The 12,843-nt window shown below is 53.4% G+C and carries 12 protein-coding genes; 9 read left to right on the forward strand and 3 right to left on the reverse strand.

Going from position 1 to position 12,843, the window contains the following annotated elements:
* Positions 1 to 156: 156 nt before the first annotated feature.
* The 5 genes from JYE49_RS14165 to JYE49_RS14185 all read left to right on the forward strand — a co-directional run bounded on the left by JYE49_RS14165 (position 157) and on the right by JYE49_RS14185 (position 4,376).
* Entirely contained in the window at positions 157 to 660 is a 504-nt protein-coding gene (locus JYE49_RS14165; protein WP_093957631.1) for a hypothetical protein, read from the forward strand.
* Positions 661 to 789: 129 nt separating this feature from the next.
* Entirely contained in the window at positions 790 to 1,611 is an 822-nt protein-coding gene (locus JYE49_RS14170) for a hypothetical protein (RefSeq protein ID WP_093957630.1), read from the forward strand.
* A 10-nt stretch (positions 1,612 to 1,621) separates the two neighbouring features.
* Positions 1,622 to 2,344, forward strand: a complete 723-nt coding sequence (locus JYE49_RS14175; protein ID WP_283399406.1) for a pseudouridine synthase — start codon at positions 1,622 to 1,624, stop codon at positions 2,342 to 2,344.
* Positions 2,341 to 2,943 (forward strand): class I SAM-dependent methyltransferase, encoded by a 603-nt coding sequence (locus JYE49_RS14180; protein WP_093957629.1) that lies wholly within the window; start codon positions 2,341 to 2,343, stop codon positions 2,941 to 2,943. The genes JYE49_RS14175 and JYE49_RS14180 overlap by 4 nt, the downstream gene beginning before the upstream one ends.
* A 140-nt stretch (positions 2,944 to 3,083) precedes the next feature.
* Positions 3,084 to 4,376: a helix-turn-helix domain-containing protein gene (locus tag JYE49_RS14185; protein ID WP_179217360.1), complete on the forward strand. Its 1,293-nt coding sequence runs from the start codon at positions 3,084 to 3,086 to the stop codon at positions 4,374 to 4,376.
* Between the two features lie 70 nt (positions 4,377 to 4,446).
* Here the strand turns inward: JYE49_RS14185 and JYE49_RS14190 are convergent, their stop codons facing one another.
* Entirely contained in the window at positions 4,447 to 5,571 is a 1,125-nt protein-coding gene (locus JYE49_RS14190; protein ID WP_093957627.1) for a hypothetical protein, read from the reverse strand.
* A gap of 3 nt (positions 5,572 to 5,574) precedes the next feature.
* Positions 5,575 to 6,051, reverse strand: a complete 477-nt coding sequence (locus JYE49_RS14195) for an RNA polymerase sigma factor (RefSeq protein WP_093957626.1) — start codon at positions 6,049 to 6,051, stop codon at positions 5,575 to 5,577.
* A gap of 331 nt (positions 6,052 to 6,382) precedes the next feature.
* Between JYE49_RS14195 and JYE49_RS14200 the strand changes: the two genes are divergently transcribed.
* From JYE49_RS14200 to JYE49_RS14215, 4 genes are all read left to right on the forward strand, one after another.
* On the forward strand, positions 6,383 to 7,369 hold the full coding sequence (locus tag JYE49_RS14200) for a hypothetical protein (RefSeq protein WP_093957625.1): 987 nt from the start codon (positions 6,383 to 6,385) through the stop codon (positions 7,367 to 7,369).
* 48 nt (positions 7,370 to 7,417) lie between these two features.
* The gene (locus JYE49_RS14205) at positions 7,418 to 8,386 is read left to right on the forward strand and encodes a hypothetical protein (protein WP_093957624.1); all 969 of its coding nucleotides are present in this window, start codon (positions 7,418 to 7,420) and stop codon (positions 8,384 to 8,386) included.
* Positions 8,387 to 8,466: 80 nt separating this feature from the next.
* Positions 8,467 to 8,970 carry an RNA polymerase sigma factor gene (locus tag JYE49_RS14210; RefSeq protein WP_093957623.1) on the forward strand — a complete coding sequence of 168 codons (504 nt, stop codon included), beginning with the start codon at positions 8,467 to 8,469 and terminating at the stop codon, positions 8,968 to 8,970.
* Between the two features lie 126 nt (positions 8,971 to 9,096).
* Positions 9,097 to 9,942, forward strand: coding sequence for a hypothetical protein (locus JYE49_RS14215; protein WP_143754509.1), 846 nt, complete (start codon positions 9,097 to 9,099; stop codon positions 9,940 to 9,942).
* Positions 9,943 to 10,018: 76 nt separating this feature from the next.
* Here JYE49_RS14215 and clpB read toward each other — a convergent pair whose 3' ends face one another.
* On the reverse strand, positions 10,019 to 12,616 hold the full coding sequence (gene clpB / locus JYE49_RS14220) for an ATP-dependent chaperone ClpB (RefSeq protein ID WP_093957621.1): 2,598 nt from the start codon (positions 12,614 to 12,616) through the stop codon (positions 10,019 to 10,021).
* Positions 12,617 to 12,843 lie beyond the last annotated feature (227 nt).

The raw sequence follows: 12,843 nt of genomic DNA on the forward strand, positions 1-12,843 counted from the left end.
AAACACACGGGAGACAGTATATCACTCGTCCCAGATTTTTGCCACTCGTCCCATTTTTATTGATTTCAGAAAGCGATTTTTGTATGATTTTTGCCGTTGTGTGAGCCGCAAGGCTCGAAAAAAGGGACGAGGTCCCGAAGGAAAGAGGAAAACAAAATGAAAAAGCTGGTTGTACTGATCCTGGCACTCTGCATGCTGTGCTCTGTCGCGTTCGCGAATGAGCTGACCTGGGCTTCCGTGGAAGAAGCTGCTTCCCAGATCGCCGGTGAATTCAAGACCTTTGATGAAATCAGCGTGAAAATCTGGATCCCCGAAGTGCTGCAGGCCGTTGAACTGAGCGATGAAGACCGTGAAAGCGGCTACATTGGCTACTTTGCAAGTGATGACGCTGCTGTTGCTGTTCAGTACGTGAATATGGAAGGCATGAGCCTGGAAGAATATGAAGCTCAGCTGAAGGAAGACAGCGAAGTTTCCGACATCGAAGCCGGCACCGTGAACGGCCTGCCCGCCCTGAGCTACGCGATCAAGGATAAGGACACCGGCGTCGTGGCCTTCACCACCGAGATGGGTTATATCCTGGAAGTGGCCTGTGGTCCTCTGTCCAACGAAGGATTTGCTCAGATGGTCGGCATCATCCTGAGCTCCATCCAGGGCTGCTGAGCAAGGCAAATACCATATACCTGATTATGACAGGATGCACCGCATATACGGTGCATCCTGTTTTCATTGCAAAGGAACCGTAAAACCGGTATAATACACGGGAAAAGAGAGACAGGAGGGATCACCTGAATGACGATTTTCGCAGCGTTGAAAGACGCGTTTCGGGCATATAAGGAGCATTTCGGAAACACGGTCAAATTCCTGATTGTGGAGGCCTGCATTACCCTGGCGGCCCTGACGCCGCTGCTGTTCCTGACGGACAGCAGCCTGAAGGTGTTTGCCCTGCTGGCGGTTCCGCTCTGGATCCTGCTGGTTTTCTGGGGACGGGTGAACGCGGCCGACGGTATGCGGGACTCGCTGAGGGGCGGAAGCCTGTTCAGCTACAAGCTGATTGATCCCTCTGCATACGGAAAGAAACTGGCATACGGCCTGAAGCGGATGCTGATGCTGCTGTTCTGGAGCGTGCCGCTGATTGCCTGCCTGGTGATTGCCAAGATTCATTATTCCGGGGATATGGACGGATTTACCCTGCTGCGGGGGATTAAGGACTTCGGAGGCGGGGAACTGATGACCGGCGTTCTGTACCTGATTGCCATTTTTGTCGGCGCGGTACTGCTGGTGGCCTTTGGATGCGCTTTCCACAGCGGAGACCGGCACGCGTTTATCCGGAACAATACGAAGATGCTGCGCGGCCATCACGGGAAGATCGTCCTGTGCTGGATCTGCTCCCTGATTACCATCCTGCCGATCATTATTGCGATTGTTGCGGTGATCATCCGCTACCTGCCGGTGCTGCAGGACCTGAACGGTCTGGTGATGAAGACGGTCAGCCTGCCATCCACCAAGGTGTCCCTGATTATCCTGGCTGTGGGCGGAGTACTGACTATTCCGCTGCTGCCGCTGCGTTCCCTGATTCCCGCGGCGTTTGTGAACGGACTGGAGAAGGAGTAATACCGGGATCATGAAAATGAGGCTGGACCGCTGGCTGGCTACGCTTTCCGTCGGCAGCCGCAGTGAGGTTAAACAATGGATCCGCGGCGGACAGGCCGCGGTGAACGGGCGGGTCATCCGGGATCCCGCCCTTTCTTTTGAGACGGAACAGGACAGCCTGACGCTGAACGGCAAAGCACTGGACGGACGGGTCGTCCGCCATGTGATGCTGCACAAGCCTGCCGGGCTGCTGACCGCGGCGCGGGACGCCAAGCAGCCTACGGTGATGGACCTGCTGCCGCCGGTGTACCGGAGCATTGGATGCATGCCGGTGGGCAGGCTGGACAAGGACACTACCGGACTGCTGGTGCTGACCTGCGACGGGGAACTGAACCACCGGCTGCTGAGCCCGGGACGCCATGTGGACAAGCGCTACAGGGCGCTGGTGGAAGGCGAACTGGAAGAAAAAGATATTGAAACCTTTGCTTCCGGTATGGATCTGGGAGATTTCACCGCCCAGCCCGCGAAGCTGACGATCCTGAGACCGTCCGTGGCGGAGGTGATTATCTCCGAAGGAAAGTTCCACCAGGTGAAACGGATGTTCTCCGCGGTGGGGCATGAAGTGCTGGAACTGCACCGCTGTGCTTTCGGTCCGCTGGAACTGGATCCGGAACTGGCGGAAGGACAATGGCGGGAACTGACGGAAGAGGAACTGAAAGCCCTGCGGGAGGCCGCAGGTATGGGAGAAGCATGAACGATCATTATTACACCCGGGTGCCCCAGAGCGAATCAAAGCCGGTGGGGTGCGAGTTTACCTACCGGGGAATTCCGCTGACATTCCAGACGGACGCGGGGGTTTTCTCCAAGGGAGAAGTGGATACCGGTACGCGGCTGCTGCTGGAAGCACTGCCTGAGGAAATGACCGGGGATATCCTGGACCTGGGCTGCGGCTGGGGCGTAATCGGAATTTCGATAGCGCGGAAGTGGCCGGAAACCCGGGTGACCATGGCGGACGTGAACACAAGGGCCCTGGACCTGAGCCGGGAAAACGCGAAGCGGAACAAAGCTGAAGTCACCTGCGTGGAGAGCGACGGCATGGCCGCCGTGGCGGGCCAGACCTTTGACGCCGTTGTGACCAATCCGCCCATCCGGGCAGGGAAACAGGTGATCTACAAGATGTTCGCAGACGCGGCGAAGAGCCTGAACCCCGGCGGCGCGCTGTATCTGGTGATCCGGAAACAGCAGGGCGCGGAAAGCTGCATGAAGTACCTGCAGACGCTCTACGGCAGCGTGGAAAAGCTGGACAAGTCGGCAGGGTTCTGGGTGCTGAAGGCAGCGGAACCGAAAGCATAAAGCAGACAGAACGGATCCGGCGGATGAGCGCCGGATCCGTTTTTTGTTCAAAAAAGCAGCAAAACAGGAAATGTTTTTCCCCTGTGGACAGAGTATGATCTGCATGCGGCTGCTATTTGGGAAGAAAGGAGGGAACAGCTGTGTATAAGGAAAACATCCAGGCTGCCATCGATTATATCGAGGACAATCTCCGGACAGAAATAACGGCGGCGGAAGCGGCAGAAAAAGCAGGATATTCCGTTTTTCATTTCTACCGGATTTTCCAGAACATCGTGGGCATGCCGGTGATGCAGTATATTCTCAGGCGGAAACTGCTCCATGCTATCCATGAAATCGGCTCCGGCAGGAAGAAGACCGATACAGTTCTGGAATACGGGTTTAACACTTATGCCGGTTTTTACAAGGCTTTTGTTCGGGAACTGGGTTATACACCGGCTGAATACCTCCGTGAATTCAGGACCCGACAGCCATACAGAATCAACCTTATCCAGGAGGAACAGATTATGCTGACACACAGGAAGATTACAGAGATCCTGGCTGAATGGGGCATGGAAAATGAACCTGTAACGGATGTTGTGTATCCAGAAAGCGGTGAGATCAGCAATACCGCCAAATATGTGGGAACGGATTATGTGATCAAATACACCGGAAATCTGGGCAATGTGATCAAGGCTATCAGTATTGCCAAAGCGCTGGACAGCGTGGGACTTTATGCGCCGGTTGCAGTGCAGACGACTGACGGAAAAGAATATGTCAAAAACGGAGAATTGTTTTTCTTCCTCTGCCGGCGGGTGAACGGAGACCGTATCCTTGCCAGCAAAGTTTACCTGGCCGAGTATGAACAGAAAGGCCGGTTTATCGGTGAAGTCATCGGCCAGCTGGATCTGGCACTGCAGCAGATTGACGTGCCGGTGGAAGACACGGATACTTTTGCAATTGCCCGGGATTGGGCATTGCCGGCCCTGCGGGAAGTACTGTCTGCCGAAGGCGCCTTCGCCGGGATCGATATGCAGGAGATGGAAAGACTGTACTACGCGCTGCCGCGGCAGATTATCCACCGGGATCCGAATCCGGGCAATATCATTGTTTCCAGGGACAAATGGGGATTCATTGACTTCGAGCTGAGTGAACGCAACGTGAGGATCTTTGATCCCTGCTATGCAGCAGGTGCGATCCTGTCAGAGACCTTTGAGGACGGAAATGAAGCGAAACTGGAAAGATGGACCGGGATCCTGAAGGAAATCATGTGCGGGTATGATTCTGTGGTGCATATGACCGCGGAGGAAAAGGCCGCGATTCCATATATGATTCTGACCAACCAGGTTATTTCCACTGCCTGGTTTGCAGACAAGGATAAACATCGGGAACTGTATGAAACCAATCTCAAAATGACCCGGTGGATTATCCGGAACTTTGACAAACTGAAGCTGTAATTGCCGGGAAAACAAAAAGGGGCGCCCTGTCCGTACGGACGGGGCGCCTTTTCCGGTATGGCGCTGATGATCAGCGTTCAACCAGTTCCAGGGTGTAGGGGGTAAAACGTTCCATGCTGCCGGTGTCCAGCGGCTGGATGGTGATGCTGCTGCCGATTTCGGCGACGGGGAACATTTCTCGGATGAGCAGGTGTGCCCATTCTTCACCGTCATCATCATTTGCCAGATACTTCTGGTCACTTGTCAGGCTGGCAATTTCGTTTCCGTCCTGATCCAGCAGGCGGTACCAGGCGCTGCCGTGGAGCGGCAGGGTGAGGGTGGGATAACCTTCTCCGGGACCTTCAGAGAAAGAGTTTTCGTATTCTTCCGGATCATAGTCGTCCTCCGCTTCGACTTCAACGTAGATGCCCAGATCCGTACGGGTGACCTTCGCTGAATTAACCTTATAGTTTTCCAGTTTAATGGGCAGGTTGGTTGCTTCATAGGTACGGGTGCCGGCAACCTGGACGGGCATGGTCACGCTGCAGGGTACCATCTCAATGGCCGGCGCGTTGCTTTCGGGATCCGGATCATATTCATAGATATAGGTTGGGCGAATGGCAGTCAGGGTATCACCCAGTTCCAGATCATCAATAAAGAAGGTGGTATCCGCTGTGATGGAGTATGCCGAATCATAACGCTCGTGCCAGCCGTCCCAGACATCGTACTGCTGTCCGCCGGTTTCAACCGTCATACTGCCCGGGTTGAGGAGATATACTTTCGGGGCGGCTGCACGTTCAGCAGCGAAAGGCACGCTGTTGGGATCCACGTCCCAGTCAGAGCCCCAGAGCAGGGCACCCTTTTCCGGGTCGGCGATCCAGGTGACCAGCATGTGGACGGAACGGCCGTCGCATACGGCTTCATCCACTTTGATCTCTTTCAGGATTCCGGTTTCAGCATATTCCACTTTAACATCAGGTTTCTGAATCTCTACTTCACCGATGTCGTTGGTGTGCAGGAAGTTCAGGATATCCCCGCCGAAGGCAAGGGCAGTGGCCATCAGGACAAGAATCAGGGCAAAAGCGATTATCGCGGACCGCGGAATGATGCGTTTCATTTGTCGTTCCTCCGTTTTTGTCTGCAGCGCGCGCTGAACGGAGCGCTCGAAGGCTTCCGGTGCAGGCTCAAAGCAGTCTTTCCAATTCAATTCTTTCATCCTTCACACCTCCTCTTCCAGCAGAACGCGTAATGTGGTTCTCGCCCGATGCAGGCGCTGTTTGACGGTGCCCTCGGGGCAGTGAAGTATATGCGCGGTTTCGCGCAGGGAAAAGCCGTCGATATAGTAGAGTGTAACGGCGAGCCGCAGTTTTTCGGGGAGCTGCATCACAGCAGTGTGAAGAGCTTCATCCCGCAGGCGGTTGTCCATGCCGTCCGGTTGTTCGATCTCAATCTCTTCCACGGTTACTTCACGCCAATGTGAGTGGCACAGGCGCTTGCATTCGTTGACGAGGATGCGCATGATCCATGCGGTAAAAAGGCTTTCATCGCGCAGCTGAGGCAGCTTGCGCCAGGCTTTCCATACGCATTCCTGCACAGCATCCTGCCGGTCCTGGGGGCTGCGCAGCAGACTGGCGGATACCCGGTACATCTTCTGGGTAAGCGCGGTTACCTGCTGCTCAAATTCGAATTCAGTCATGGACGTCCAATCCTTTCCTGTATCGGCCGATACACCCTATAGACACATTCACCGGGGAAAAGGTTCGATTTTTCAAAAAGTTTTTGTTCCGGATAGATAACGAAAGAAGAATTACCGGCGTTCCGGCTGCGCGGAACTTACATCAATAACAGGCGGAAATGTGCTTTGATATTGTTATTCAAAAGCACAAACCGGATACCGTCATTTGCGGTATCCGGTTTGGGCTGGACACGGCAGATGAAAAAACAATTGAAATACATTAATGCATGTTTCAAATGACGGGAGATTCGTTGTCTATATAGATGCAGGATAATGTTGGAGGGAATAACAGATGAAATGGTACAAAAGAATGCACTGCCGGGCATCACTGCTTCTTTGCGTGATGCTGGTTTTTGCGTTCTGTATCGTGAGCGCCAGGGCGGAGGAACATATCAGCAAACGGATTGCTACGCTGGGCGAATCATACATGGATATTGATATGGATGTGCCGGCTGAACCGCCCGCAACAGTGCCCCGGATGAAACTGGAACGAATCTGTTTTGATAAAACCAAAATCAGAGAATTAATCAAAAAGTACAGTATTGCTCCTCAAACGGGAGAAGAATGGGTTTGTGAGATCGGAAGCAAACTGAATCCTGATTATGAATTGTATTTCTGTGAGGAATCTGGTGCTTATGACAGTATAGCTGTTGATCTATATGCACCGCATATTCTGATGGATGAAACAGACGAAGGCCAGTGTAGGGCTGATGCAACAGTCAAGGCATTCCTAGATGAATTGGGACTCGTCTATGAGTATCCATTTTATTATGTAGCCCCGATGGAGGAGAATGCAGGCGATGTGCGGTTAATAGAAATTGTAGCCAGGCTTACCATTGATGGGATGCCCTGTAATACAACGATCGGATGGACGCGTGATTCTAATAGCATGGGGGATGGAGATCCTACGCCGGGAGCTTTTTTCATTGTGACTGAAAATGGTGAATTGGCAACGGCTATTATCAGAAACCCTGTGAAGGTAATCAAAACTAAGGAAGACCAAACAATGATCAAGAGTTGGAATGCTGTTCTTGAGGATAATAAGGGATTGATCATGGAACAGTTTGGCACCAGAGAAGATGCTGGGGCAACTCTGACGCTGAAACAGGTTGAATTTGTGCTGATGGTTGACGCCCATCAAATAGCTTATCCTGCATGGGCTTATTGTTTTGACTGCTATGTACCTGCGGATCCAAACAGTTCGGGTCCTTTTTCATACGACTTACTACTGACCTATAACGCCGGAACGGGACAAGAAGTGTGGCGATGCATTGAATGATTAAGAGTTCCCAGAAAGTTGAAATGAATGCTAAAGGAGAGAGAAAAAGTGTCCTGGAAAATTCGCATTTGGTCTGCTTTATTGATCGGTCTGACAATTCAGCTTGTCTGCGGCTGCATAATAACTGCAGGCGCAGAAACACACATCAGCAAACGGATTGCAACCCTGGGTGAATCATACATAGATATTGATGTGGATGCGCCGGTTGAACCGCCCACGACGGTGCCCCGGATCAAAGTGGAACGGGTACGATTTAAACGGAAAGAAATCAAAGAAGTGCTGGATAAATATCGTCCTGCTCCGCAAAAGGGAGAATCATGGCAATTTGAGATCAGCAGCAGCCTGAATCCGGATTTCGGACTGATCTGGTGCGAGGAAGACGGTTTATACGGACCTTTCTGGTGCTATGAAAATGCACTGCATATTCCGCTGGATGAAACAGATGAAAGCCTGCGTGTGGCGGATATGACAGCCAGGGCATTCCTGAACGAACTTGGACTCCCTTATGAATATCCGTTCTATGTGGTTGCTTCCATGGGAAAAGAGGGCAGGGACGCAGAACTGATCCGAATTGCAGCACGGCTTACCCTTGACGGTATTCCTTGCAATACGACCATCGGATGGACGCGCTACTCAAACGGCGGCGGAAACGGGGATGCCACTCCCGGCGCGTTCCTGACGATGACCCGGGACGGAAAACTGGGAACGGCGATTATCCGGAATCCTGTCAAAATAATTGAGTGCCTGGATGACACGACACCGATCAGAGACTGGGAATCAATCCTTGAGGCAGATAAAGAAAGAATTATGGACAGGTTCTGTACGGGAGAAAACGCCGGTTCGACCTTTACCCTGAAGCAGGTACAGTTTGTAATGATGGTTGACGCACGACAGAACGCGTATCCGGCATGGACCTATATCTTTGACCGCTATATGCCTGCGAATAACAACCGTGATTCATATACTTATCATTACCAGATAACCTACGACGCCTGGACAGGCGAACCGGTATGGTAACGCTGTATGAAAAAATAAAAACGCATGTTGCGTTTTCGGGACGCCGCTGTGTCTAATGAGTGAAAGGTGGTGAGGCTGCCGTGGAAACTGTCAAGGGCCCTGACAGCAAGGAAACACGAATCGAACGCATGGTAACCCTGTACCAGCTCCCGCTGCTGCGTTTGTGCATCATGTACCTGCATGACGAGGAGCAGGCAAAGGACGCGGTACAGGAAACATTTATCAAAGCATACCGGAATCTGGACAGCTTCAGGAACGATGCATCTGAGAAAACCTGGCTGACCCGGATTGCGATTAATACCTGCAAGAATATGTACCGGTCCGGATGGTTCAGACATATGGATCGTTCGGTGACCCTGGATATGATTGCAGAACGTCCCGCTCCGGCGGATGAGCATGACGATGAACTGACAACCGCGATCATGAACCTTCCTGTCAAATTGCGGGAGGCTGCCCTGATCTGCTGGCTGCAGGGAATGACATATGACGAAGCTGCCGATATGCTGGGGGTCTCCCGGCAGGCTGTGGGCAGCAGGTTAAACCGTGCAAGACGGAAACTGCGGTTTGCTATGGAAGGAGAGTGATAAAGCATGACCTTGCATGAAGAACAGGAAAGAGTACAAAAGGCAGTCGGGAACTCCCTTTCATATGTGAAGGAAGATCCATGGCTTACGCAGCGGGTTCTTGCAAATGCGAAAGGAGAAGAACCTGTGGTTAAGAAAATAACAACCTCTATGATTCTGGTGTTTGTTTTACTCTTTATTGCGATTGCCGCGATCGCGGCAGGAATTATCTACAACCAGGACTGGTACTGGAATAACCGGAACAGTTCCGAAAGGGATAACAATCCCGAAGTATACAATGCCGTTATGGCGAATATGACGGAAAATCCCGAACAGCATCTGGGCGAGCACAGCCTGGTGCAGATTGCTGTACAGGACGTATCCTGGGCACCGGAAGCGAATGTAATGACTTTTTCCTTCAAGGTTACGCCGAAGGATCCGGAGCATTTTGAACTCCACAGCATGCTGAATCTGGATGAGGACGGGGCATCTGTTGATGAGAGCAGTTCCATTGAAACGACTGAGGATGGCGAGGATCGCTCCATGCACTGGCTGTGGCGGACTGACGTGGACCTGGGCATGTCGCAGGGCTATGGACATATTCCCGGCTTTGGTCCGGTAGCTGACATGATGGATGACAACAGCAAGCAGCTTCTTCTGATTGACTGGGAGGGAACAACAGATCTGATTCTTGATTCCGGTGAAGCCGGGGAAGGAGCGGTGAAGCTTCCCATGTACGGCAGCTGGGATACGTACCGGACCACGGAAGGAGACGTTTATTTCTGGGCGGAATATGACCTGGATTGGCTCAGAAGGGATTTTGAAAAAACATATCCTGACCGGAAGGATGATTTTGACAAGCTGATCACCAAGGATACGCTCTCCTGCCAGTTAACCTATAAGGTTGTGGAATATGCTGATGGCATGGGCGGCAAACTGCACACCAGCGGGATTCCCGGATCTGCAGAGTTTGTGATTCATCCGAGAAAATAACAGAAGGTTTCCATACAAAAAAGCGGATACCGCAACTGCGGTATCCGCTTTGTAATTGTGTTGCGCTTACGTGGGATTAAACGATGACGATCTCGCCGTTTTCATCCAGATCCACGACAAGCTCGGTGCCGGGAGCCACGTCGGCAGCGATGACCTTACGGGCAATAAGGGTTTCCACCTTGCTCTGCAGGTAACGCTTGAGGGGACGGGCACCAAAGACGGGATCGAAGCCCCGGTCAATGACGGCATTCAGGGCGGCGTCGGTCAGGGTGACCTTCAGCTGCTTGTCCTCCAGCCGCTTGTTCAGGCCAGCAATCATCAGGCCAACGATGGAGCCGATTTCATTCCGGGTCAGAGGCTTGTAGCAGACGATCTCATCAATACGGTTCAGGAACTCGGGACGGAAGCGGGTCTTCAGCAGGCGGTCCACCTGCTCCCGGGCTTCCGGAGTGATTTCACCATCGGCGATGCCGTCGAGGATGAACTCGCTGCCCAGGTTGCTGGTCATGATCAGGATGGTGTTCTTGAAGTCCACGGTACGGCCCTGGCTGTCGGTAATCCGGCCGTCATCCAGCACCTGCAGGAGGACGTTGAATACATCCGGGTGGGCCTTTTCCACTTCATCAAACAGAACGACGCAGTAGGGACGGCGGCGGACCGCTTCGGTCAGCTGGCCGCCTTCATCATAACCCACATATCCGGGAGGCGCTCCGATGAGACGGGAGACGCTGAACTTTTCCATGTACTCGGACATATCGATCCGAACCATGTTCTTTTCATCATCAAACAGGGCCTGAGCCAGGGCTTTGGCCAGCTCGGTTTTACCGACACCGGTGGGACCGAGGAACAGGAAGGAACCCAGAGGACGGTTCGGATCCTGGATGCCGGCACGGGAACGCAGGATGGCTTCGGAAACTTTCTTCACGGCTTCATCCTGGCCGATGACCCGCTCATGCAGGACGTCTTCCAGATGGAGTAGTTTTTCACGCTCACCTTCCATGAGCTTGGAAACCGGGATACCGGTCCATCGGCCGACAATACGGGCGATTTCTTCTTCTGTCACCCGGTCGCGTAGGAGGCTGTTCTCACCCTTGCTTTCCTCGGCAATGGCCTCTTCCTTTTCCAGTTCCTGCTTCAGCTTCGGCAGTTCACCGTACTTCAGTTCGGCGGCACGGTTCAGGTCGTAGGAACGCTCAGCTTGCTCGATCTCGGCATTGACGCGTTCAATTTCCTCACGCAGGCCAGTGACCTTACCAATGGCGTCTTTTTCCGCTTCCCAGCGGGCCTTCATGGTATTGAACTGATCCCGCTGCTCCGCCAGTTCCTTTTGCACGTCATCCAGATGGGCGCGGGAGAGGGGATCGTCATCCTTCTTCAGGGCTGCTTCCTCAATCTCCAGCTGCATGATATGACGGCGGACATCGTCCAGCTCAGTAGGCAGGGAGTCGATCTCCGTACGGATCATGGCGCAGGCTTCATCCACCAGGTCGATGGCCTTATCCGGCAGGAAACGGTCGGTGATGTAGCGGTTGGAAAGGGTGGCGGCGGCAATCAGGGCGTTATCCTGGATCTTGACACCGTGGAAAACTTCATACCGTTCCTTCAGACCGCGCAGGATGGCGATGGTATCCTCCACGGTAGGCTCGGACACCATGACAGGCTGGAAACGACGTTCCAGGGCGGCGTCCTTCTCGATATACTGACGGTATTCATTCAGGGTGGTGGCACCGATACAGTGGAGTTCACCCCGGGCCAGCATGGGCTTGAGGATGTTGCCGGCATCCATGGCGCCGTCCGCTTTGCCGGCACCGACGATGGTGTGCAGCTCATCGATGAACAGGATGATGCGGCCGTCGCTCTTTTTGATCTCCGCCAGGACAGCCTTCAGACGCTCTTCAAACTCGCCGCGGAATTTGGCGCCGGCGATCAGGGAACCCATATCCAGGGAGAAGATGGTCTTGTCCTTCAGGCTGTCCGGCACGTCCCCGCGGACGATCCGCTGGGCCAGGCCTTCAGCGATGGCGGTTTTACCGACGCCGGGCTCACCGATGAGGACAGGGTTGTTCTTTGTTTTACGGGACAGGATCCGGATAACGTTCCGGATTTCGCTGTCACGGCCGATAACCGGATCCAGCTTCTGCTTCCGGGCCAGATCTACCAGGTCGGAGCCGTACTTCTTCAGCGCGTCATAGGTGTCCTCCGGGGTGTCGGAGGTGACACGGGCGGCACCGCGGACTTCGCTGAGCGCCTTCAGGAAGGCGTCATCGCGGTATCCCTGGGCCTTCAGCAGGCGCTTGACGTTGGCGGAAGCCTTGGCACACAGACCCATCCAGACGTGTTCGACGGAGAGATACTCGTCCTTCATGCGCTGGGCGATCTTTTCCGCTTCCACCAGGGCCTGCTCCACATCATTGGCGATGTAGACCTTGCCGGGCTCCCGGCCGGAACCGGAAACACGGGGCGTACGGTCCAGGTTTTCCTTCAGGCCGCTGACAAACGCGGGCACGGAAATGCCGCACTTAGTGAGAAGCTGGGGGATAAGTTCGCTTTCATCTTCGGTCAGGGCGAGCATCAGGTGCTCCTGCTCCACCTGCATATGCTGATATTCGATGGCAAGAGACTGGGCCCGCTGCAGGGCATTGACTGTCTTTTGCGTGAACTGATTCATATTCATAGGGCTTACCTCCTTCGAAGGTTGTTTGACTAACTTTGACCTTCAAGAGTATTATACGCGTTTTGAGGACGGTGTCAAGATAAATTCATAATTCATAATGCAGAATTAATTGAGTCTCCATGTTAAAGGTGTTCCGGATAATTGGATGAAACGTGGAGGAAAAAGAACGAGATCCCTCCACTTCGGTCGGGATGGCATTTATACGCAATGGTGTTCCGGATATGTTG

Origin of the sequence: Aristaeella hokkaidonensis, assembly GCF_018128945.1 — a bacterium.
GTDB lineage: Bacteria > Bacillota > Clostridia > Christensenellales > Aristaeellaceae > Aristaeella > Aristaeella hokkaidonensis.